Below are 24,863 nucleotides of genomic sequence, written 5' to 3' on the forward strand. Positions count from 1 at the left end.
TAGGTTTCGTGATCATGGAGATGAGCGATGTTCTTTCTCGGCGGCATGACCATGGGTTATCTGCATCCCCCGCGCAAGGCGGAAGCGAAAGCTGCTTCCGCATCGATCCCGTCCGAAAAGGACCGGCGTCATCTCGATACGCCGCCGTCTCACGATAACGACAGCGCCATAGAACGCTCGGTGTTGTGGGCCTGGCGCACGCTCTTCTAGGCGCTTCTTTCAGCGCGCCAAAGTGTCGGGACGGATTTTCTATTCCATCGACACTGGAAAGAATTTTATCTCTACCTACCTGATAGAGAATATCGGAAAATAAGCCCATTGAAGGGCATTGAACAGGCGGAGGCAACAGATGGCAGACTTGGGTATCTCGCATACTCACGCGGACCAGTACGGTTCCGCTCGAGTGAAAAGGCAGCTGACTGCTCGTGGCAAGTTCCACTTTGCAATCAATACGGCTCTTGTGGCTGCAGCCTTCGTTTTTGTCGCGGCTGTCGTTTGCGGCGTCATTGCCTAATTGACCAATGTTTCCCAAACGCCCCGTCGCCGGGTTTCCGGGGCGGGGCGTTTTTCATACGGAAGACACATTTCGGTAAGCTAGGGTCTGCACTCATACACGATGGAACCAAAAAGCCGGGCGTCTCGTTATCCGGTCTGTAAAGACCAAGGAGATCGCCATGCTTTATTATGCCCTTGTATTTCTTGTCGTAGCGCTGATTGCGGGAGTGCTCGGATTTGGCGGCATCGCCGGCGCTTCGGCGTCGATCGCACAGGTCCTCTTCTTCATTTTCCTGGTGCTGTTCGTCGTCTCGCTCGTCGCTCGTCTGTTCCGTCGAGCCTGACAACTAGCCATATAGGAGCGATAAGCCGACTCCCGGGAGGGAGTTGGCTTTTTCGCGTCGAAAAACCGCGATATTCCTGCCTTTTCGCGTGATCGCCCATCGCGTTTGGAAGTGCTTCACTTGAATTATCCCGATACTGTCCAACTTTCACGGATGGCTTTGCGAGGATTGAGGGCGCGCCATGGCCATATCCCCATGCAATACACAGGCAATCGCGTTTAAACCGTTTCGCATAGCCCTTCACGACCTGCCCGCTGTTCATGCGGCAGTCATATTTGGCAGTGCAAAAGGCTAAGCAAAATCATCATAACTTCGTTGGATCCAGAACCGAACCCATGACCATTTCAGTCACGTCTCCGTCGCCGTCCCGCGAGTCCGAAGCAAAGCAGATCGATCACAACGATTCGATCCGCTCCACCTACCTCTCGATCGAAGACATCAAGGCGATGGGCGCTTCAGTCGCCAGCAATGGCGTCGATGCGCTTCCTGCTTTCACGCCGTTCGATTTCTTCGCACGGCACAAGGAAAACGAGAAGGAAATCCTTCGGGTCTATCGTACCACGGCCACCGATGTGGAAGCCGGTGAAACCATAACGCCGGCGGCCGAATGGCTGCTCGACAACCACTACATCGTCGAGGAAGCGATCCAGGAGGTCCGTCGCGATTTCCCGAAGAAGTTCTACCGTGAACTGCCGACCATCAACCTCGGCGGTACGCAGGTCCCCCGCACTCTGGCACTTGCTTGGCTCTACGTCGCCCACACCCACAGCACGATTTCGCAGGAAAGCCTGACGGCGCTGGTCGATGGCTTCCAGCAGCATGAAACGCTGAGAATCGGCGAACTCTGGGCGCTGCCATCGCTCGTGCGCTACGTCCTCGTCGAAAACCTGCGCCGCATCTCGAGCCGTGTGGAACGCAGCCGCCGCGTGCGCCGCCGCGCCAACGAGGCCGCCGACGAACTGGTGCGGCTGAATGATCCGGCCAAGACAGCGGAATATCTGAAGACGCTGGAGCCACTCGCCGAAGACAACACCTTCGCCACGCAGTTTCTCTATCGCATGCGCGATGGGTCTCAGTCCTCGAGCGCCGCGATCGCCTGGCTCGATGAACGCCTCGAGGCGCTTGGCCGCGACAGTGAAGAGACGACGATGGCGGAGCACAGCCGCCTCTCTTCCGGCAATGTCACGATGGGCAACATCATCCGCAGCCTGCGCGAGATCGACGACACCGAATGGTCGGTCTGGGTCGAGCAGGTCAGCCATGTCGACAAGCTGCTCTGGGACAATTCCGACTATGGGATTCTCGATTCCGGTTCGCGCAACAAGTACCGCAAGCAAATCGAAAAACTGGCCAAGCGCTCGCTGCTCACGGAAATGGAGATCGCCCAACTCGCCCTCGACATGACGGCGGATGCGAAGGCCTCCGAGGAGCCGCAGCCGCATGAGCCGAATGTCGGCGGTTTCCTCACCGGCGCCCAGCGGCCGAAGCTGGAAGCGCGCGCCAATTATCGCCCGACGCTGACGCAGCATTTCGTCCGCGCCGTGCGCAAGTTCAACTGGCTCTCGATCGCTGTTCCCGTTCTGCTGCTGACCATTCTCGCAATGGTCGTCGTCGGCCGCTTCATGGCCGGTGCCGGCATGGGACCGCTGGAGATCATTCTTTTTCTTGTCCTGTTCGCGCTGCCCGCATCGGAAGGTGCCACCGGCCTCTTCAACACCGTTCTCTCCTTCTTCGTCACGCCATCAAGACTGGTCGGCTACGAGTTCAAGGAAGGCATTCCTGAAGACGCCAGAACGCTTCTCGTCGTTCCATGCCTGATCTCGAACCGCGACAGCGTCGATGAGCTCGTTCGCAACCTCGAGGTCCACTATCTCGCAAACCCGCGCGGCGAGATCTACTTCGCGCTTCTCAGCGACTGGCCGGACAGCCAGGAGGAAGAAACGGCGGCCGACCTCGAGGTTCTCGACTACGCCCGCCGCGAAGTCGCCAACCTGTCCTCGCGTTATGCTTTCGACGGCAAGACCCGCTTCTACCTCCTGCATCGCCGCCGACTCTACAATCCGAGCGAAGGCGCCTGGATGGGCTGGGAGCGCAAGCGTGGCAAGCTGCACGAGCTGAACATGCTTCTGCGCGGAGACCGCGACACCACCTATCTGCCGGGCGCCAACACGGTTCCCGCCGATGTGCAGTATGTCATGACCCTCGACGCCGACACGCGTCTGATGCGCGATGCCGTGACCAAGCTCGTCGGCAAGCTTTATCACCCCATCAACCGCCCGGTCATCAACCCGGCAACCGGCCGTGTCGAAAGCGGCTACGGCGTTCTTCAGCCGCGCGTCACCCCATCGCTCACGACAGGCAAGGACGCCTCCGTGTTCCAGCGCGTCTTCTCGATCAACCGCGGCCTCGACCCCTATGTCTTTACCGTTTCCGACGTGTATCAGGACCTCGCGGGCGAGGGCACCTTTACCGGCAAGGGCCTCTACCATGTCGATGCCTTCGAGGCTTCGCTTAAGGGTCGCATCGAGGAGAACTCGGTTCTCAGCCACGACCTTCTCGAAGGCTCGATGGCGCGCTGCGCGCTGGTAACCGACCTTGAGCTTGTCGAGGATTTTCCGATCCGCTACGAAGTCGAAACCTCCCGCCAGCATCGCTGGGCGCGTGGCGACTGGCAGCTGCTGCCTTACATGTTCAATCCGAAATACGGCGTCACCGCACTCGGTCGCTGGAAGATGTTCGATAACCTTCGCCGCTCGCTGACGCCGGTTGCCTGGTTCTTCGCATCGGTGCTCGGCTGGTATTTCATGAGCCCGCTCGGCGCGCTTGTCTGGCAGATCCTGCTGATCTTCTGCCTCTTCGTTGCCCCGACGCTTTCGCTCATCAACGGCATCATCCCGCGTACCAGCGATATCGTAGCCCGTGCGCACCTCTATACCGTCTGGTCGGACATCCGCGCCGCCAACGCGCAGGTGGCCCTGCGTATCGTCTTCATCGCCGATGCCGCCTGCATGATGGCCGACGCGATCGGTCGGTCGCTCTATCGTCTCTTCTTCAGCCACAAGCTGATGCTGCAGTGGCGCACCGCGGCCAGCGTCCAGGCTGGCAAGCAGGGAACGATCCTATCCTACTACAGGGCCATGTGGCACGCGCCGGTTCTGGCGCTGCTGGCGCTGAGTTTTGCGGTCGTCTCCGGCGACAATGCCTATCTGGTCGGCATTCCGTTCACTCTGCTATGGATCCTGTCGCCTCTCGTCGCCTACTACGTCAGCCAGTCTGCCGAGACCGAGGACCGGCTCGAAGTCGCCGATTCCGTCTCCATCGAGCTGCGCAAGATCGCACGCCGTACCTGGCGTTACTTCGAGACGTTCACGACGCCGGAGCAGAACTATCTGCCGCCCGATAACGTTCAGGAAACGCCGCACGTCATCGTCGCGACGCGTACTTCACCGACCAATATCGGCGTCTATCTCCTCTCCGTCGTTTCCGGTCGCCACTTCGGCTGGTTCTCCTTCGAAGAGACCATCGAACGCCTCGAACAGACGATCGCCACCATCGACAAGATGGAGAAGTTCCGCGGCCATCTGTTCAACTGGTACCACACCGATACGTTGGAAACGCTCGGACCGCGCTATGTCTCGGCCGTCGATAGCGGCAACCTCGCCGGCCATCTGATCGCGATTTCCTCTGCCTGCCGCAACTGGGCGGAAGCGCCCTCCGCGCACATGCAGGGGAATCTGGATGGCATTGGCGATACCGCCGGAATTTTGGCCGAAGTGCTTGCGGAACTGCCCGACGACCGCAAGACCGTTCGCCCGCTGCGCCGTCGCCTGGAAGAACGTATCATCGGCTTCCAGAACGCGCTCACCGCCGTCAAGCGCGAACATGAGTTCGCCTCAATCCGCATCATCAACCTCACGGTTCTCGCGCGCGACATCCAGAAGCTCGCCGCCAATCTGGACCACGAGGTGAAGTCGGCTCTGAGCAACGAGATCACCCGCTGGGCGGAATCGCTGGTGAGGGTCTGCGAAGCTCATATTTCGGACAGCACGTTCGATCTCTCGAACATCGATGCGCTGCGTCCGCGCCTGATCGCGCTGCGCGACAAGGCTCGTGATCTTGCCTTCTCGATGGACTTCGGCTTCCTGTTCCGGCCGGAGCGCCGCCTGCTGTCGATCGGTTATCGCGTTGAAAGCGGCGAGCTCGACCAGGCCTGCTACGATCTTCTCGCCTCGGAATGCCGCCTGACCAGCCTCTTCGGCATCGCCAAGGGCGATCTGCCGACGGAGCATTGGTACCGCCTTGGCCGCCAGGTCGTGCCTGTCGGCTCGCGCGGCGCACTGGTCTCCTGGTCCGGCTCCATGTTCGAATATCTGATGCCGCCTCTCGTAATGCAGGAGCGTGGCGGCGGCATCTTGAACCAGACCAACAACCTCGTTGTGGTCGAGCAGATGAACTACGCCCGCAAGCTGGGCATTCCGTGGGGCATCTCGGAAGCTGCGTTCAACGCCCGCGACCATAACCTCAACTATCAGTACACGAACTTCGGCGTACCGACGCTCGGCCTCAAGCGTGGCCTCGGCCACAATGCCGTCATCGCGCCATACGCATCGATCCTCGCCAGCCAATACAACCCGCCAGCGGCACTCGAAAACCTCGGCCGTCTGCGCAAGCTCGGCGCGCTCGGCAAGTACGGCTTCCACGATGCCGTGGACTTCACGCCGACCCGCGTGCCGGAAGGCAAGACCTGCGCGGTGGTCTATAACTACTATGCCCACCACCACGGCATGTCGATCGCCGCTGTCGCCAACGTCGCCTTCAACGGCCACCTGCGCGAACTCTTCCACTCGGATCCCGTCATCGAGGCCGCCGAACTGCTGTTGCAGGAAAAGGCCCCGCGTGACATCCCGGTCATGAGCGGCAAGCATGAATCCGACACGCCCGCCAGCATCCAGGACGACCTGCTGCGGCCGGAACTGCGCAAGATCTTCGACCCCGCCTCGCGCGACCGCGAACTCGTGTTCCTGTCGAACGGCCATTACTCGATGATGCTCACCGCCACCGGCGCCGGCTATGCCCGCTGGAACGGCCTCTCCGTTTCCCGCTGGAAGGCGGACCCGACGGAAGACCGCTGGGGCAACTTCATCTTCCTGCGCGACACCACGACCAATGAGTGGTGGTCCGCGACGGCGGAACCGAAGAGCGTCGAAGGCGAAGAGGTCAAGGTTCTCTTCGCCGACGAAAAGGCGGAGTTCACGAAGACGGTCGGCGACCTCACCAGCGAAGTCGAGTGCATTGTCGCGACCGAGCACGACGCCGAGGGTCGCCGACTGACGCTGGTCAATACCGGCAACGAGGATCGCTTCATCGAAGTGACGTCATACCTCGAACCGGTACTTGCGTCAGACGACGTCGACAACGCGCATCCGGCCTTTGCCCGCATGTTCGTCAAGACGGAGATCGGCAAGCGCGGCGACGTCATTCGCGTCGAGCGCAACAAGCGCGACCCGAACGAGCCGAGCATGGCGGTCGCCCATCTGATCGTCGACAGCGCGGGCTCCTCGCGCCACACCGAATTCGAAACCGATCGTCGCAAGTTCCTCGGCCGCGGCCGCAGCCTTGCCAATGCCGCTGCTTTCGATCCGGGCGCTACCCTGTCCGGCACCGACGGCTTCGTCCTCGACCCCGTGCTGTCTCTGCGCCGTACCGTTCGCGTGCCTGCCGGCAAGAAGGTCACCGTCATTTTCTGGACGATCGCCGCTCCTAGTCGCAACGAAGTGGACCAGGCCGTTGATCGCTATCGTCACGCCGATGCGTTCAACCACGAACTCGTCCAGGCATGGACGCGTACGCAGGTGCAGATGCGCCACGTCGGCGTCACCTCGCAGCAGGCGGCCGCCTTCCAGTATCTCGGCCGCCATCTCGTCTATCCCGACATGCATTTGCGGGCCGATGCCGCCACGGTCCAGTCCGGCATGCAGTCGCAATCCTCGCTTTGGCCGCTGGCGATCTCGGGCGATTTCCCGATCTTCACGCTACGCATCAATGACGACATGGACCTGGATATCGCGCGCGAAGCCTTGCTCGCGCAGGAATATCTGCGCTCGCGCGGCGTCACGGCCGATCTCGTCATCATGAACGAGCGCGCCTCGTCCTATGCCCAGGACATGCAGCATGCCGTCGATCAGATGGCAGAAAACGTGCGCCGCATGGGCCAGGCCGACGGCCTGCGCCAGCACATCTTCACGGTCCGCAAGGATCTGATGGAAGAGGCGACCTATCACGCCCTGATCTCCGCCTCGCGCGTGACCTTCCACGCCAAGAACGGCAAGATCATCGACCAGATCAATCGCGCCGCCGCCCTGTTTGCTCCCTCCAAGGAGGAACAGCAGGCCCTGGAACGCGGCGATCGGCCGAAGGCGATCGCCAAGCGCGTCGCCCCGGCAGTGCTGGCACCGACGCCGAGGATCGTTATCGAGGAGGAGGGCGACCTCAACTTCTGGAACGGCATCGGCGGCTTCTCCGGCGACGGCCGCGAATATGTCGTGCGCTTGGCGGGCGGTCATGCCACACCGCAGCCGTGGATCAACGTGATCTCCAACGAGAAATTCGGCTTCCACGTATCTGCGGAGGGTGCCGGCTTCACCTGGAGCACCAACTCGCGTGACTACCAGCTGACCTCATGGTCGAACGACGCCGTGATCAACCGTCCCGGCGAAGCGATCTACGTGGTCGACCGCGACAGCGGCGCTGTCATGACACCGTTCGCCGGCCTCTCCCTTCGGGCGGACACCCGCTTCGAAGCGCGTCACGGTCTTGGCTATTCGTCGTTCTCCAGCATCCAGGACGAAATCAGCCTCGAACTGACGCAGACGGTACACCGCGAAAAGCCGGTCAAGCTTCAACGTCTCAGACTGCGCAACACCGGCTCCAAGCCGCGTAAACTGCGGCTCTATGGCTATGTCGAATGGATCCTCGGCAACAACGCGCAGAAGACGGCGCCTTTCGTTCTCTCCGAGCACGACGACGAAACCGGTGCGCTATTCGCCGGCAACAATTACAGTATCGACTATTCCGGTCGCACCGCTTTCTTTGTCGCCAGCGAAAAGCCATCCAGCTTTACGACCAGCCGTCGCGAGTTCATCGGTAAGACCGGCACCGTGCAGTCGCCGCAAGCCTTGAGCCAAGCAACCACTCTCTCCGGTGCGACCGATCTCGACGGTGATCCGGCGGCGGTGCTGGCGGTCGATATCGAGATCGCCGCGGGCGAGGAACGCGACGTCGTGTTCTATCTCGGCGACACCGCAACCAAGGCCGAAGCGCGCGCCGTGATCGCCGATATCAGGAAGGCATCGTTCGACGACTCCGTCCAAGCCAACCGCGACTTCTGGCAGGGCTTCACCGGCAAGCTGCAGATCTCCACGCCTGACCAGGCCATGAACACCTTGGTCAACGCCTGGCTGCCATACCAAAGCCTCGGCTGCCGCATCATGGCCCGTACAGCCTTCTACCAGGCAAGCGGCGCCTTCGGCTTCCGCGACCAGCTGCAGGACACGTTGGCCTTCGTGGTGCACGAGCCGTCGATCGCCCGCAAGCAGATCGTCAACGCGGCTTCGCGCCAGTTCCGTGAAGGCGACGTCCAGCATTGGTGGCTGCCCGGCACGGGTGCCGGCGTCCGCACGCTGATTTCGGACGACGTGGTTTGGCTTGCTTATGCGATCCACCACTATTGCAGCGTCACCAGCGACAAGAGTATTCTCGACGAGCAGCTTGCCTTTATCGAAGGTCCGGCACTCCTAGAGGGCCAGCACGACTCCTTCTATCGACCGGAGACGTCCGAGGACAAGGTGAGCATCTACGAACATGCCGCCATCGCTCTCGATCTCGCTATTGCACGCAAGGGAGGCAACGGCCTGCCCCTCTTCCTCGGCGGCGACTGGAACGACGGCATGAACCGTGTCGGTATCGGCGGCAAGGGTACGAGCGTCTGGCTCGGCTGGTTCCTGGCCGGCGCTTTGCGCTCGTTCACGGCCTATGCCGAGGAACGCGGCGATACGGAACGTGTCGAACGCTGGACGAAGCATCTCGCCGAACTCAAGGCAGCGCTCGAAACCTCGGCCTGGGACGGCGCCTATTACCGGCGCGGCACCTTCGACGACGGCTCGCTGCTGGGTTCCAAGGAGAGCCTCGAATGCCAGATCGACTCGATCGCGCAATCGTGGAGCGTGCTGTCGGGCGAGGGCGATCCGGCACATGCCAAACAGGCGATGGATTCAGTCCTCGGCAAGCTCGTGGACGCCGACAGCAGGATCATACGGCTGTTCACACCGCCTTTCGCGAACTCGGCTAAGGATCCCGGATACATCAAGGCCTATCCGCCGGGTGTCCGCGAAAACGGCGGCCAGTACACGCATGCTGCGACGTGGGTGGTGATGGCGCTTGCCGAGCTCAATCGTGGCGATGACGCTCTGCGCTGCTTCGATCTGCTCAACCCGATCAGCCATGCAAGCGACCCGGTATCGGCCGAGCGCTACCGTGTCGAGCCCTATGTCATCGCCGCCGACGTCTATGGCGAAGGCGACTTGGCCGGGCGAGGGGGCTGGACCTGGTACACCGGTTCGGCCGGCTGGCTCTACCGAGCCGCCGTCGAAGGCATCCTCGGTATCCGCGTGAAGAACGGTCATCTCCACGTGCAACCGGCGCTGCCGAGCACATGGGAAGGCTTCTCGGCGGAGATTGAACACGCGGGGGTTAAATACCTCATTTCGGTCTCAAAATCGTCCCATCCGAGAGGCTACGATCTGACCGTCAACGGACGTGAAGTCACCGATCCCGATCAGGGATATCCGGTCGGATAGCAGCACTTTTCAGGCCAACCATCCGGCGATTCGTTGCGGCCAAAAGGGAAACTTTTTGGCCGCAACTGCGTTTGCAAAATGGAAGCAGGAGAGGTCAATGGTAACGACGCCCGAGAGAGCCTTCGGCGAAGGCCGTAGTATTGCGGTCCCGACAGCGTCGAAGCGCGATACGCGCTTGGACGTTTTGCGCGGATTGGCGCTAATCACCATTTTCATCAATCACGTCCCCGGCCAGATTTTCGAGCATCTGACGACGAAGAACTACGGCTTCTCCGACGCGGCCGAAGCTTTCGTACTGATTTCGGGCATTGCTGTCGGCATCGCTTACGGTGCGCGCTTCAAGGTCGGCACCTGGTTCGAGACGGCCAAAAAATCAACCAAACGTGCCTTCACGCTCTATCTCGCCCACATGATCACGACCTTCATGACGCTCGCGCTGTTCATAACGGGTGCCTGGCTGTTTCATCGCCCAGGGCTTTTGTGCGAGATCAACATTCTGGCGGTGCTTACCAATCCGCATGCCGGCATCCCGTCGCTGATGCTGCTTGGTCATCAGATCGGCTATAACAATATCTTGCCCATGTATGGCGCGCTGATGCTTATGGTGCCGATCATTCTCCTGCTTGAAGCGAGAAGCCCATTGCTCGCGCTCGCGGTTTCAGGCGCAGTCTGGCTCGTCTCGGGTATCTATGAAATAGCTCCCCACAATATGCTGATCGAAGGCTACTGGTTCCTGAACCCGCTTTCGTGGCAGTTCCTATTCACGATCGGCATCGTCGGCATGATGCACGTTCGACGCGGCGGCAAGCTGCCAAGGCATCCCCTGCTGCTCGTGCTCGCCGTCGGTTATGTACTCCTCTCATTCGTTTGGGTCGTGGGCCAGTTTTGGGGCATCGGCAATACGCTTGCGTCGCTTGGCCTGCCACCTGTGATAACAGGCTTCGACAAGACCTTCCTGTCATTGCCGCGTCTGCTACATGTGCTGGCGTTGAGCTATCTCGTGCTCAATATTGGGGCGCTATCGGCGCTGCTGCGACGTCCGGAAACAAACCCGCTGGTCATTTTCGGTCGCCACTCGCTGAATATCTTCGTGGCGGGCACCATCCTTGCAATGATCGGCCAGGTCCTTCTCTACATCAACAACGGCGACAAGGTCGTCGGTCCGATCTTCGTCGCTCTTGGCCTCGCTGTTCAGTTTGCGTACGCCTATCACCTGGAACGCAAACGCCTGCAGGGTCGCGCCGCAAGCATAGCAAAGCGCCCGCAGCAGGCTATGGCTCAACCGGTAGCGATACGCGCCAACAATAGCCGCGGCACGAACAGAAAATAAGGATCAACCGCAGGCACTCACGAGACGTGCGCAAAAACCTTGACTCCTGTGGAAAACATCTTATGAGCAACGTTGGAAAAGGAACACCCATGGTTCGTCGAGAACACGCCATTGCCGCATGCAATGACCGGGCATTGATTGCCGGGGTGGATTTTCTTGTTCCGGTTTCTTCCAAAACCAAGGCCAAAACGACGACGAAAACCGTCTGACGTCTCTGGCCTGCCGCTCTCTCCCCGGCTCGGCTGGGGACAGGAAGCCGCGATCGTTGCGCGCCTTCCCCCCTCACCGAACAGAGGAGAGAAGAGAAAGAGAGCTTGAGAAATGGGTTTTAAAGTTGCAGTTGCGGGAGCGACCGGAAATGTTGGCCGGGAAATGCTCAATATCCTGTCGGAACGCGGTTTTCCCGCGGAAGAAGTCGTAGCGCTCGCATCCGCGCGCTCGCAGGGCCTTGAGGTTTCCTACGGCGACAAGACGCTCAAGGTCATGAACCTTGAAAACTACGATTTCTCCGACACCGATATATGCCTGATGTCGGCTGGCGGCGACGTTTCCAAGAAGTGGTCGCCGAAGATCGGTGCTCAGGGCTGCGTCGTCATCGATAACTCGTCGGCTTGGCGCTACGACCAAGACGTGCCGCTGATCGTGCCGGAAGTGAACCCTGATGCGATCGAGCAGTTCACCAAGCGCAACATCATCGCCAATCCGAATTGCTCGACGGCGCAGCTTGTCGTGGCATTGAAGCCACTACATGACGCAGCCAAGATCAAGCGCGTTGTCGTCTCGACCTACCAGTCCGTCTCCGGCGCCGGCAAGGACGGCATGGACGAACTCTTCAACCAGACGCGCGCGGTCTTCGTCGCCGATCCGATCGAGAACAAGAAGTTCACCAAGCGCATCGCCTTCAACGTCATTCCGCATATCGATAGCTTCATGGAAGACGGCTACACGAAGGAAGAGTGGAAGGTTCTGGCCGAAACCAAGAAAATGCTCGACCCGAAGATCAAGGTGACCTGCACGGCCGTGCGCGTGCCGGTCTTCATCGGCCATTCGGAATCGGTCAACATCGAGTTCGAAAACGAGATCACCGCCGATCAGGCCCGCGATATCCTGCGCGACGCACCGGGTTGCCAGGTGATCGATAAGCATGAAAACGGCGGCTACATCACACCTTATGAATCCGCTGGCGAGGATGCGACCTTCATCTCGCGCATCCGCGAAGATGCTACCGTCGAGAACGGCCTGAACCTCTGGGTCGTTTCCGACAACCTGCGCAAGGGCGCGGCACTGAACGCGATCCAGATTGCCGAACTGCTTGTTAATCGCGGACTTGTGAAGCCTCGCAAGCAGGCCGCCTGAGTATTTTGTTAACCATGTCTTGTTAAGCCCGTTACTTCAGTTAAGGCTTATTCAGAAGCGCGGGACGCCACATATGGCATTCCGCGCTTGTCAAACGGATGGTCGAGACAATATCGCCGATAACGGGCTGAGCCCGCTTTGAGGCTGGGCTGATCGGGATCGGGGTATTCCATGCGTATCACTAGACTTCTTCTGGCTGCAGCAGTTTTCCATGCAGTTCCGATGACGGCGAATGCCGCGCCGCAATGTGGCAACAACGGCGCCGGTTTCGCTGCCTGGGTCAGCGAATTCAAGCAGGAGGCGGCAGCCAACGGCGTAAGCCGTTCTGTTCTGGACCGTGCCTTCGCCAACGTCGTCTACAACAAGCCGACGATTGCTGCCGACCGTGGCCAGAAGAGCTTCAAGCTCTCCTTCGATGCCTTCATGCAGAAGCGTGGCGGCCAGACGATCATTTCCCGCGGCAAGGGCGTCAAGCGCGCCAATGCAGCGCTGTTTGCCTCGATCGAACGCAAGTACGGCGTTCCGGCCGGACCGCTGATCGCGATCTGGGGCATGGAGACCGGCTTCGGTAGCTATATGGGCAATCAACACACCATGTCAGCCGTGTCCACGCTGGCCTACGACTGCCGCCGCTCGGATTACTTCACCGATCAGCTCTATGCTGCACTCCAACTCGTCGGCGAAGGCTTCCTGAGCCCGCAGGCGCGCGGGGCTGCCCACGGCGAGATCGGCCAGACGCAGTTCCTGCCGCGCAACGTCGTGCGCTTCGGCGCGGATGGTGATGGCGACGGGCGTGTCGACATGGTCGGCTCGCGCGCCGACGCACTCGCCTCCACGGCAAACTTCCTCCGGGGTCACGGCTGGCAGCCCGGCGCCGGCTATCAGCCCGGCCAACCGAATTTCTCGGCCATTGCGGGCTGGAATGCCGCAACCGTCTACCAGCAAGCGATTGCTTATATAGGTCAGCAGATCGACGGCGGCTGAGGCCAGACACATCAGGGATAAGAAAAAAGCGCCTTGTCGGGCGCTTTTTTTGTGCTCAGATTTCGGGACGAATGAAATCCCGGCTGACTGAATCCATGACCCATAGCTCACCTGTCGAGATATCGAACCAGGCACCATGAAGGTGAATGTCACCCGCTTCCTCGAGCGTCTTGATCTCGGGGAAGGTTCTGAGATTCTCGATCGAATTGCGGATCGAGACCCGCTCGAGCGCCGTCTGCCGTTCTGCCGGAGTCATGACGTTATTGCTCTGGATCTGCTCTGCGGCCGGCTTGACCAGCGACATCCAACGTCCAATGAAATTGCCCGGGGACAAAGGTTCAACATCGGGATCGAGCGCCGCGCGGATGCCGCCACAGCGACCATGTCCCATAACGACGATGTCGGAAACCTTCAGCGCTTGGACCGCGAACTCGATCGCTGCGGACGTAGCGTGAAAATGACCATCCGGCTCGTAAGGCGGTACCATATTCGCAACGTTGCGGATGACGAATAGTTCACCCGGTCCGGCATCGAAGATCAGCTCCGGAGCCGCACGCGAGTCCGAACATGCGACGACGAGAGTGCTTGGGCTTTGGCCGTTCTCAGCCAGCATCCTGTAGCGCTCGCGGGCGTCGGCGTAGCGCCCGTTCATGAAGTTGCGATAGCCGTCCAGCAGTGTATTTGGAAAATGTTGCATACCCTTCGATTACAGCGAGCAATCGACAAGATCAACCATCTGCAGCAAAATGCCGGCTCAGCCTTTGCGTCTCTGGGCCGGATGAATAAGCCGTCGCATCTGCACCATGGCCATCGGCGTAGACAGGCTCGATGCGTCGCTTGCCAGTGTCAATTCATCACTTCCGCGCTTGACCGCGCGCGCAAGCACCTCGTAGACGCTCGCCGTAGCCAACTGGAGTGCCTTCTCGTCATCGATGCCGGACATTAGCCGTGAGAGAAAAACGGCGGCCAAGAGGTCACCCAAGCCATTCGGCGGCTTCTCGATCGCGCGGTGCTCGGCCAGCAGCGCATGCCGGCCGGATAGATAGAGGTTTCCCGTGCCGCCGGCCATCATCGCCACCGCCGAGGTAACCAACATGCGGGAAGGGCCAAGGGAAAGCGCTGCATCCATGATCGCCGTGTTATCATCAAGCGACGCGCCGGCGAGCCAAGCAAGTTCGTAGCGATTGGGCGTGGCCAACGACGCCAGTGGCAGCAGATTGTCGCGGATCGCCTCCGCTGTTGCTTCCGGCACATACAGGCCGCCCAGGTCGCCCATGACGGGATCGCAGAGATAGAAAATGTCAGGATCGCGTTCCCTGAGCGCAGCAATCAGCCGGGCAACCGAGCGCACCTGCGCCGCGTCGCCGAAGTACCCGGTCAACACTGCCTTCACCTCGCCGATCCAGGGAGCACCGATCAGATCGTCGATCGCTTTGTCGAAATCGGCCTCGCCGAAAGTTAGCCGGGTAGACCGCCCGTGACCCGGGTGCCAGGGCAGGACAATCGTCGGCAAAGCCCAGACCTGATGGCCGAGTGTTTCAAGTGCGAATACCGCCCCGCGATTCCCGACCGAACCGCGAACCACATGGCTCGAAATGACGATCACTGTTCCTGTTTCTTGCGACATGGTGCTGGCTCGATTTCGTTGCGTCTTGATCGTCTCTGTGTCGGGTTGCTGTCAACAGTCCCGACATAATTTGGAACTGTCGCATCATTGAGCAAATTGCCATGTAAGCAACTGCGAGTTCTTTCCGATGACTGCGCTCGATCGAGCAAAAACGTACGAAAGCTATAGGCAGGCGCCTTATTTTAGAGACTTTTTCGTAAATTCTTCTGCTAACGTCTGCAAATCAAAGCACGCGAGGGAGCATCTGCTATGGCCAGCCGAAACAATCCAAAACGCGAAAAGCAGCTGGAGGGCGCCGCCAAGGTCGCTGCATCAACGGGTGATAACTACATTGATCCGGAAATTCTATTCGGCCGAGCCAGTGGCGACGATCTTGAACGATACACTCCTGAAATGCTGGCAATTTCGGCTGTGCACTCCGCGAGCGAATTGGCAGCATGGAAAGGCAGGGATGCGCGTATCAACATAGCGTCAATCGCGCACGTCGAGCCGGGCGGCATGCCGGTATCGGTCCTTTCCGTAACCGCCCATAACATGCCGTTTCTGTACGAGTCGGTCATGGGGGAAGTGACCAGCAGCTACCGCGATCTCTATATGGCGGTGCACCCGATCCTTGTAGCCGACAAAGGCAAGGCGGCTGAATTCCTGTCCGCCGACCAGGCAAGCGACCAGCAAAGCCGCATCAGCCACATACAGTTGCATCTCGCCCCGCTTTCGGCTGCCCAAGCCACCGATCTTATCCAACGCCTCGATATCGTCGTGAAACAGGTCGAACTTGCGGTGTCGGATTGGAAGCCGATGCTTGCCAAGCTCGACACCGTGATCAATGAGTTGTCGACATACGGCGTAAACCGCAGAAAGTCGGATCGCGACGAGGCTCTGGCCTTTCTCACATGGCTGCGCGACGCCAATTTCACCTTCTTGGGCATGCGCGAATATGTCTACTCCGGCAAGGGCGCCGATGCCAGGATCGAACGCGACAAGGGCACCGGGCTTGGCATCCTATCCAATCCCGATGTCCTCGTATTGCGCACCGGAAAAGACGCCGTCACCACCACGCCTGAGATCCTCGCCTTCCTAGACGGGCCGGATTTCCTGATCGTTACGAAGGCTAACGTTAAATCGGTCGTCCATCGCCGCGGTTATATGGACTATGTCGGCGTCAAGCGCTTCGACGCGGAGGGCAACGTCACGGGAGAACTGCGCATTGTCGGGCTTTTCACTTCGACCGCGTACACATCCCTGGCCAGCGAAATTCCGCTACTACGCTCGAAGGTGGAGAAGGTGAAGGAGCATTTCGGCTTCGACCCGATGAGCCATTCCGGCCGTATGCTCGACAATACGCTCGAGTCCTACCCTCGCGACGACCTGTTCCAGATTGACACCATGCAGCTCGCGACCTTCGCCGAACAGATTAACGAACTTGCCGATCGGCCTCGCGTACGAGTGCTGCCACGCATCGATCATTTCGACCGGTTCGTTTCCGTGATCGTCTATGTCCCACGCGAGGAATACGACTCTATCGTTCGCGAAAAGATCGGCACCTATCTTAAGACCGCCTATGACGGTCGCGTCTCAGCCTATTATCCGGCCTTTCCCGAAGGCGGCGTCGCACGGGTACACTTCATCATCGGCCGCTCCGGCGGCAAGACGCCACGCGTTCCGCAAGCCAAGCTAGAGGAAGCCATCCGCGTGATTACCGCGCGCTGGAACGACCGCTTCGAGGCGCTTGCCGGACCGAAGGCGCCGCGCATCGCGGTAAGCCCCGCCTTTCAGGATCTCTTCCCTCCCGAAGAAACCTTCAACGATTTGCCCGATATCGCGGCATGCGCCACCGGCGCGCCGATTAGGATCGAGTTCTACAAGCGGCAGAAGGACGGCGCCGATCTCCTTTGCCTGAAGATCTTCCATTCGGGTGGCCAACTCGCGCTGTCGCGTCGCGTACCACTGCTCGAGAACCTTGGCTTCAACGTTATCAGCGAAGGAACCTTCGACATCGATGTGACTCTAGCCGACGGTTCGGAAAAGCTTGTTGTCCTGCACGACATGGATCTGGAAGCGCGCGGTGGGGCAAAGATCGATCTCACCCGCCATGCAGCGACGCTGGAAGAAGCCTTCCTCTCCGCCTTCAGCGGCTTGATCGACAACGATGCCTTCAATCGCCTCATCGTTTCGGCGGGTCTTTCCGCCCGCGAAACGAGCGTGCTGCGCGCCTATTCACGCTATCTCCGTCAGGCGGGTATCGCTTATTCGCAGGACTATATCGCGACGACGCTCGACAAATATCCCGCGATCGCGGTGTTGATCTTCAAGCTGTTTCACGACAGCCTTGATCCGAAGGCTGCTGAGAAAGCCCGGCTTAAGCGGATCGGCGATCTCCACTCAAAGATCGAAACGGCCCTCGCCGAGGTTCCAAGCCTAGACGACGACCGCATCCTGCGCCGGTATGTCAACGTCGTGGACGCCACGCTGCGGACCAACTATTTCCAGCGCGACGCCGACGGCGCACCAAAGGCGATGCTCGCCTTCAAACTCGATCCTCATCTCGTCGACGGCCTGCCCGAACCGCGCCCCTTCCGCGAAATGTTCGTCTATGGCGTCGAGGTGGAGGGCGTGCATCTGCGCTTCGGCAAAGTCGCCCGCGGCGGTCTGCGCTGGTCGGACCGCGCCGAAGACTACCGCACCGAAGTGCTTGGGTTGGTGAAGGCCCAGCAGGTCAAGAATTCCGTCATCGTACCGGTTGGCGCCAAGGGCGGCTTCTATCCAAAGCAGCTTCCTGTTGGTGGCAGCCGTGAAGAAATCTTCACCGCCGGTCGCGAAGCATACAAGACCTATATCCGCACCCTCCTGTCGATCACCGACAATATCGCGGGTCCCTACATCGTGCCGCCAAAGGACACCGTGCGGCTTGATGGCGACGACCCCTATTTCGTCGTCGCCGCCGACAAGGGCACCGCGACCTTCTCCGATACGGCAAACGCGCTCGCGCAGGAAGCCGGCTTCTGGCTGGACGACGCCTTCGCTTCCGGCGGCTCGGCTGGTTACGATCACAAGAAGATGGGCATCACCGCCCGCGGCGCCTGGGAGACGGTGAAGCGTCACTTCCGGGAAATGGACATCGACATCCAGACGACGCCCTTCACCGTCGCCGGCGTCGGCGACATGTCCGGCGACGTGTTTGGCAATGGTATGCTACTGTCGCCAAAGATCCGGCTTCTCGCTGCATTCGACCATCGCGACATCTTCATCGACCCCGATCCGGACATGGCGAAGACGCTCGCCGAGCGGCAGCGGCTCTTCAACCTGCCGCGATCCAGTTGGCAGGATTTCGACAAGTCTATTCTGTCCAAGGGCGCGATGATCATCTCGCGTGCAGCGAAGTCTGTGACGCTGACGCCGGAGGCTGTTGCGGCGATCGGCATCGACAAGTCGGTGGCCACGCCCTTCGAGATCATCACCGCCATCCTGAAGAGCCCCGTCGATCTTCTCTGGTTCGGCGGTATCGGCACCTACATCAAGGCGCCGTCGGAAACCGACGCGGATGTCGGCGACCGTGCCAACGACCCGATCCGTGTCACGGCTGACGATATCCGCGCCAAGGTAATCGGCGAGGGGGCAAACCTCGGCGTCACCCAGAAAGGCCGCATCGCCTATGCGATGAAAGGCGGGCGCTGCAACTCCGACGCCATCGACAACTCCGCTGGCGTGAACACCTCCGACGTCGAGGTGAACATCAAGATCGCCCTCGCAGCAGCCATGCAGGATGATCGCCTGACGCGCGCCAAACGTGACCAGCTTCTCTCGTCCATGACCAGCGAAGTCGCGGCACTGGTATTGCGCAACAACTACCTCCAATCCCTGGCGATCTCGCTGGTAGAGAGGAAAGGCACCGCCAACGGTCTGGAGCTCGCCCGCTTCATGACAGTGCTGGAAGGCGCCAAGCAGTTGAACCGCAAGGTCGAGACCCTGCCTGACGACACCGTGATGGCCGAACGATATGCGGCCGGCAAGCCGCTGACGCGCCCGGAAATCGGCGTGCTGCTCTCCTACGCCAAGATCGTTCTCTTCGATCTGCTCGCCGCCAGCGACCTGCCTGACGATCCCTACTTCGCGTCGACGCTGGAGAACTACTTCCCTGCGAAGATGCGCAAAACGAATGCATCCGACATCACAGAGCACCGCCTCAAGCGCGAGATCGTGGCCACCGTGCTGGCAAACGAAGCGATCAATCGCGGCGGGCCAGGTTTCGTCGTCAGCATGATGGACGCCACGGCAGCCTCGGCGCCCGAGGTTGTGCGTTCAGCCATCGTCGCTCGTGACGGCTTCGATCTCGCTCGCCTCTGGGCTGAAGTCGATGCTTTGGACGGCAAGATATCCGGCCAGATGCAAAACCGTCTCTACGAGGAGATCGGCCACATCTTCACGGTTCTGACACGGCTTTTGCTGAAAACGCAGATGACCAAGGGAAACATAGCCGAAACGGTCGATCGTCTTCAGGCTGCGGTAAAGAAGCTCAAGCCCGTCTTCGCCAGCCAGGTCGTTCCGGAGCTGGAAGCACGTGAAGGCGAGTACCGCGATGCCGGTGTGCCAGACAAGCTGGCGGCGGAAATCTCCGGCCTGTTGGGATTTGCGCTTGTGCCTGAAATCATGCAGATCGCCGAACGCACCGGCGAGCCGCTCGTGCGTGCTGCCGAGAGCTATTTCGCCGTTTCCCGCACCTTCAGGATCGGCAGGCTGCTGGCGGCTGGCGGGCGTATTGTCACCTCCGACCACTACGAGAACCTCGCGCTTGCCCGCAGCATCGACCAGATCGCCGGCGCCCGCCGCGATATCGTCATTGCCGCGCTTTCGAACCACGGCAAGGAGAAACTTCCCGTCCAGGCCTGGCACGCCCATGACCGCATCAGGATCAACCGCATCGCCGAGGAATTGACGGGTCTCAGCGACAGCGGCGACCCCAATCTTGCAAGAATCACGGTCGCCGCCGGGTTGCTGACCGATCTTGCGCGCGACTGAACGAGGTGAGACAGTCCGCCCCAAATGAGGAGCGGCATGTGAACCGCATCGACTGGACGGGAACGCAGCCTGAAAAGGCGTCACGGCAGGGCATCTGGGGATGGATGTTCTTCGATTGGGCCGCTCAGCCCTTCTTCACTGTCGTGACGACCTTCATCTTCGGTCCCTACTTCGTGTCGCGGCTGACGACGGATTCCGTCCACGCGCAGGCGATGTGGAGCAACATGGCGACGATCTCCTCGATCATCATCGCCGTCCTCTCGCCGATCCTCGGATCGATCGCCGATCAATCCGGCGCGCGAAAACCCTGGATCGGCTTTTTCGCTGTCATCAAGATTGCAAGCCTCTTCGGCCTCTGGTTCGCCGCTCCCGGCTCACCGCTGATCTATCCAATGGTCTTCATGATTCTCGCGTCGATCGCTGCGGAGTTCTCGATCGTCTTCAACGATTCCATGATGCCGCATCTCGTCAGCAAGGACGAGGTCGGCAAGCTATCGAATACCGCCTGGGGCCTGGGTTATCTCGGCGGCATGGTCGTTCTCATAGCCGTGGTCGCGCTCCTTGCCGGTAACCTCGAAGATGGCAAGACGATCCTTGGCTTCGAGCCGCTCTTCGGTCTGGACCCGCATACCGGCGAAGACGCCCGTATCACCGGCCCTATCTCTGCTGTCTGGTATCTGATCTTCATTATGCCGATGTTTCTCTTCACGCCCGACATCAAGCGAGGTTTACCCTTCGCCGCAGCGGTGCGCTCCGGGCTGGCAGAGGTGAGGGGCACGCTCGGCGAGCTGAAGCACCGCCGGGGCATTCTCCGTTTCCTCATTGCCCGCATGGTCTACCAGGACGGTGTAAACGGCCTTCTGATCCTCGGGGGCGCCTTCGCCGCCGGCATGTTCGGCTGGGCGACCATCGAAATCGGCATCTACGGGATCATCCTGAACGTCGTGGCGATCTTCGGCTGCATCGTCGCCGGTCGCATCGACAAGCGTGTCGGCTCGAAAGCAACGATTATCGTCAGCTTGGTACTGCTGCTGGCCGCGACTGCCGGTATCGTCTCGACTGGCCCGGGTTACACATTCTTCGGCCTGGTGAACCTTCCGAGCACCGATAGCGGCGGCCTCTTCGGCACCGCGGCGGAGAAGGCCTATATCGGCTATGGTTTGCTGATAGGCTTGGCGTTCGGGCCGGTGCAGGCATCGTCCAGATCCTATCTGGCGCGCAGCGTCAGCCTCAGCGAGGCCGGCCGCTATTTCGGCGTCTACGCTCTATCAGGCCGCGCCACCAGCTTCATGGCGACGCTGTCGTTCTCGCTCATCACCTACGCGAGCGGCTCGGCCCGGCTTGGAATGGCAACGCTTGTGGTCTTCCTCGCCGGCGGCCTCGCTCTTCTGATCCCTACGCCTTATCCCGCGGACAAAGCGTAGGTGTTTGCGTTCTGGCTAGTGGCGGAAGTGGCGCATGCCGGTGAAGACCATGGCGATGTTGTGCTCGTTGGCCGCGTCGATCACTTCCTGGTCGCGCATCGAGCCACCCGGCTGGATCACCGACGTGGCGCCGGCAGCGATCATCGATAGAAGTCCGTCCGAGAACGGCAGGAACGCTTCCGAGGCCACCGCGGATCCATGTGTCAGCGGTGCGGGAAGTCCCAGCGCCTTTGCCGCTTCCTCGGCCTTGAGACCGGCAATGCGGGCAGAATCGATGCGGCTCATCTGACCCGCGCCAATACCCGCCGTCTGGCCGTTCTTGGCATAGACGACAGCGTTGGACTTGACATGCTTGGCAACCTTGAAGGCAAATTTCATGTCTTCGAGTTCCTGCGCGGTCGGTGCCCGCTTGGTGACGACCTTCAGTTCCAGGTCCTCGACCATGCCGTTGTCACGGCTCTGCACCAGAAGGCCGCCGGAAACGGTCTTGGCGGTAAGGCCGGCCGCGCGAGGATCCGGCAGGCCGCCGGCCGCAAGCAGGCGAAGATTGGCCTTGCGCGCGACGATTGCCCGCGCTTCCTCGGTCACATCAGGCGCGATGATGACTTCGGTGAAGAGCTTGATGATCTCTTCCGCAGTCTCGGCGTCCAGCGTCTGATTGAGCGCGATGATGCCGCCGAAGGCCGAAACGGAATCGCAGGCGAGTGCCCGCTGATAGGCCTCGAGCAGGCTGGAGCCGGTTGCCACGCCGCAGGGGTTGGCGTGCTTGATGATGGCGCAGGCCGCCGACTTCTCCGGCAGGAATTCGCCGACGAGCTCGTAGGCGGCATCCGTATCGTTGATGTTGTTGTAGGAGAGCTGCTTGCCCTGCAGCAATTTCGCGGTCGAAACGCCCGGACGCTGTTCGCCCGTCACGTAGAACGCTGCCTTCTGGTGCGGGTTTTCGCCGTAGCGCATTTCTTCCTTCAGAACACCTCCGATCACGCGGTGGCGCGGCGTGTCGATCGACAGCGCTTCCGCAAACCAATTGGAGATCATCGCATCATAGGCGGCCGTGCGGGCATAGGCCTTGGCTGCCATCCGCTGGCGGAAAGCGTAGCTCGTCTGGCCGCTGTCCTGCGAGAGTTCGGCCAGCAGCTCCGCGTAGTCCGCCGGGTCCGTCATGATCGTGACGTAGGCGTGGTTCTTTGCCGAGGCGCGGATCATCGCGGGACCACCGATATCGATGTTCTCGACCGTCGTCGGATAATCGCCGCCGGCGGCGCGAACGTCCTCGAAGGGATACAGATTGATGACGGAGAGATCGATGCCTTCGATGCCATGCGCCTTCATCGCCGCCTGATGCTCGACATCATCGCGAATGGCAAGCAGGCCGCCATGAACCGTCGGATGTAGCGTCTTGACGCGGCCATCCATGATTTCAGGAAAACCGGTGACGTCGGAAACATCGGTGACCTCGAGGCCGGCAGCCGCGATGGCCTTGTGCGTCCCTCCGGTGGAAAGCAGACGAACGCCATTCTCGGCCAGCGCGCGGGCGAGCTCGACGATGCCGCTCTTGTCGGACACGGACAGCAACGCGGTCTTGACTTTGACCTTGTCGGGGGCGGGGATTTTCTTGGAAACAACGGCCATCTGGCTTCTCCGTTCGGGCTTCGGGAGATGTCCGGCGATCTTCGCGCGGACGATGGCTGGGCGTTAGCACAGCTTTGCGCCCGCGCAAACAGGCACGAGCCCTTCTCTAGCTCTTGCGGGACAAAAACCAGCGTATTTCCGGGCGATCCCGGTAGGAGAGCGCAATCTCGATCTGGTCGGACCCGCAGATACCCGACGCATCGGCGAAGAACACGTCTTCGGAAATCAGCACGTCGTTGCCCGGCGCCGAGAACAGCCAGCTTTCGCCATCAGGCGCTGTCATCATGATGGATTCCCGATCCATCTGCTTCAGGTTGATGGCCGGATGCACGTGGAAACGTGCGACCGCCCGCACGTCGCCTTCCACCTCTTCGCCCTCAGCCGCAAGTAGCCGGTCGCAGCCCGTAACGATCAGGCCCGTGGCGTTGAGCGTGAGTTCACGCTGATGCAGCACGCCGAACGGCTTCGCATAGCCGTCGTGGCTCGCCTTGATCACGTCGCGCCCGTCATCGGCCACGTCGCGCTCGACCACCACGTTCGTCACCGGCTCGGAGATAATGTTCGACACGAATTCCGATGCTGCGAAGCGCGAGGACGAGGTGTCGTCCACCGTCACGGTGGAATGGGCAGCGGTGGTGCGAGCTGCCTGGATATAGCGGCGACCGGAAAACTTCGGCGAACCGGCATTGACGATGAAGCGGTAACGCCCGGAGGACATTTCGAACGACAGGCAGCCCGCATGGGCGGTGCGGGACAACCGCCCCGTCGGCGGAAGGCCGGTATCGGCGATAACGACCGTCTTGCCGGCGGCAAGCCGCTGGTAGCGCGAATAAGGCATCGCCTTGAACGGCTCGCCTGCCGTTTCGTCATAGCGCAGCAAGGAAACGAGCTCATTGGCAAGCGTCGATGTTGCCCCGTTGAAGAGCGCGAGGTCCCCGTCTTGGTGGCGGAAAAAACGAAGAGCCGGATACATGCGATCGATGCCGGAGATCAGCTTCTGCGGCAGATCATGGCCGAGATTGACGTATGTCTGGCGAAGCGGCAGCAAATCGAGCAGCAGCTCCAGCCCCACACGCGGATTGCGGGAGATATGACCGCCATCGGGAAGAATCTGGCTATCGAACTCGCGATCCAGCGCTTCCGCTGCCTTTCGCAGCGTGCTCGCCCGCGCCGGCATTGCGATCGAAGCCATGGCGAGCGCGATGCGCAGACGGAAGCGAACCTCGCCGGGCGGTGCATAGGGAGCCATGCGGCGCAGGTAACGCACCTGGATGGCCAGCGAGCGCATGAAGCGGCGATAGAAGGTGCGGTCGGCATTGTGCAGGACCACGGGCGAATGGGAGAGCCAGGCGATGACACGCTGCGCGGTCACGTCGATCTCCCAGGCAATGCCTTCTATCCGCCCGCCATGCAGCGAGAGCCAGCCGTTTACGATCGAGCGCGCGACATTTGAATGAAGCTCGCTCTTTCGCGTCCGCATGTGACGCAGCCAGCCGAAGCCGTGCAGACGCAGTGCGAAGGCGCGCGAGGGTAGGCTGAAATTGAACGGAGATTTGCCGCCTGTCTCAAGCAGACGCCCAGCGAGCGGAAAGCGGCCGTTGATGATCTCCTCGGCCACATGCGCATCGACTGCCCTGAGATCAGTGGGCGCGACTATCAATCGCTCGGGAGCATGAACGGCGTGGCGGAACATCCGCAGACGCAGGACCGCAACGCGGCACGCGGTGCGCCGCCAGGCCTCGCCCATGTAAAGACTCGAGAACCGCCCGGACCACATGTCTATTGTCTATTGACCCACGT

General features: G+C 60.7%; 13 protein-coding genes. 9 read left to right on the forward strand and 4 right to left on the reverse strand.

The window, feature by feature from the left end:
- The first annotated feature begins 27 nt into the window (after positions 1-27).
- From QTL95_RS01035 to QTL95_RS01065, 7 genes are all read left to right on the forward strand, one after another.
- Entirely contained in the window at positions 28-210 is a 183-nt protein-coding gene (locus QTL95_RS01035) for a hypothetical protein (RefSeq protein WP_289718103.1), read from the forward strand.
- 464 nt (positions 211-674) lie between these two features.
- Complete coding sequence (locus QTL95_RS01040) at positions 675-839, forward strand: DUF1328 domain-containing protein (RefSeq protein WP_112533181.1); 165 nt, start codon at positions 675-677, stop codon at positions 837-839.
- A gap of 335 nt (positions 840-1,174) precedes the next feature.
- Positions 1,175-9,694, forward strand: coding sequence for a GH36-type glycosyl hydrolase domain-containing protein (locus QTL95_RS01045; protein WP_289718104.1), 8,520 nt, complete (start codon positions 1,175-1,177; stop codon positions 9,692-9,694).
- Positions 9,695-9,791: 97 nt separating this feature from the next.
- A complete protein-coding gene (locus tag QTL95_RS01050) occupies positions 9,792-11,024 on the forward strand; it encodes an OpgC family protein (RefSeq protein ID WP_289718105.1) in 1,233 nt (410 codons plus the stop codon).
- A complete protein-coding gene (locus QTL95_RS01055; protein ID WP_289718185.1) occupies positions 11,021-11,233 on the forward strand; it encodes a hypothetical protein in 213 nt (70 codons plus the stop codon). The genes QTL95_RS01050 and QTL95_RS01055 overlap by 4 nt, the downstream gene beginning before the upstream one ends.
- Before the next feature lie 112 nt (positions 11,234-11,345).
- Complete coding sequence (locus QTL95_RS01060; protein ID WP_289718106.1) at positions 11,346-12,380, forward strand: aspartate-semialdehyde dehydrogenase; 1,035 nt, start codon at positions 11,346-11,348, stop codon at positions 12,378-12,380.
- 171 nt (positions 12,381-12,551) lie between these two features.
- Complete coding sequence (locus tag QTL95_RS01065; protein WP_289718107.1) at positions 12,552-13,364, forward strand: lytic murein transglycosylase; 813 nt, start codon at positions 12,552-12,554, stop codon at positions 13,362-13,364.
- Between the two features lie 55 nt (positions 13,365-13,419).
- On the opposite strand, the gene QTL95_RS01070 is transcribed toward QTL95_RS01065, so the two are convergent.
- Together QTL95_RS01070 and pdxY are read right to left on the reverse strand one after the other, a co-directional pair.
- On the reverse strand, positions 13,420-14,061 hold the full coding sequence (locus QTL95_RS01070; RefSeq protein ID WP_289718108.1) for a carbonic anhydrase: 642 nt from the start codon (positions 14,059-14,061) through the stop codon (positions 13,420-13,422).
- A 57-nt stretch (positions 14,062-14,118) separates the two neighbouring features.
- Complete coding sequence (pdxY, locus tag QTL95_RS01075; protein ID WP_289718109.1) at positions 14,119-14,991, reverse strand: pyridoxal kinase PdxY; 873 nt, start codon at positions 14,989-14,991, stop codon at positions 14,119-14,121.
- A 249-nt stretch (positions 14,992-15,240) separates the two neighbouring features.
- On the opposite strand from pdxY, the gene QTL95_RS01080 reads away from it, so the two are divergent.
- Both QTL95_RS01080 and QTL95_RS01085 read left to right on the forward strand, forming a co-directional pair.
- On the forward strand, positions 15,241-20,007 hold the full coding sequence (locus QTL95_RS01080) for an NAD-glutamate dehydrogenase (RefSeq protein ID WP_289718110.1): 4,767 nt from the start codon (positions 15,241-15,243) through the stop codon (positions 20,005-20,007).
- Between the two features lie 38 nt (positions 20,008-20,045).
- Complete coding sequence (locus QTL95_RS01085) at positions 20,046-21,431, forward strand: MFS transporter (protein WP_289718111.1); 1,386 nt, start codon at positions 20,046-20,048, stop codon at positions 21,429-21,431.
- Positions 21,432-21,446: 15 nt separating this feature from the next.
- Here the strand turns inward: QTL95_RS01085 and purH are convergent, their stop codons facing one another.
- Entirely contained in the window at positions 21,447-23,063 is a 1,617-nt protein-coding gene (gene purH, locus QTL95_RS01090) for a bifunctional phosphoribosylaminoimidazolecarboxamide formyltransferase/IMP cyclohydrolase (RefSeq protein WP_289718112.1), read from the reverse strand.
- A 106-nt stretch (positions 23,064-23,169) separates the two neighbouring features.
- Positions 23,170-24,840, reverse strand: a complete 1,671-nt coding sequence (locus tag QTL95_RS01095; protein ID WP_289718113.1) for a heparinase II/III family protein — start codon at positions 24,838-24,840, stop codon at positions 23,170-23,172.
- Positions 24,841-24,863 lie beyond the last annotated feature (23 nt).

It is taken from the genome of Rhizobium sp. S152 (assembly GCF_030380735.1).
Classification (GTDB): Bacteria; Pseudomonadota; Alphaproteobacteria; order Rhizobiales; family Rhizobiaceae; genus Rhizobium.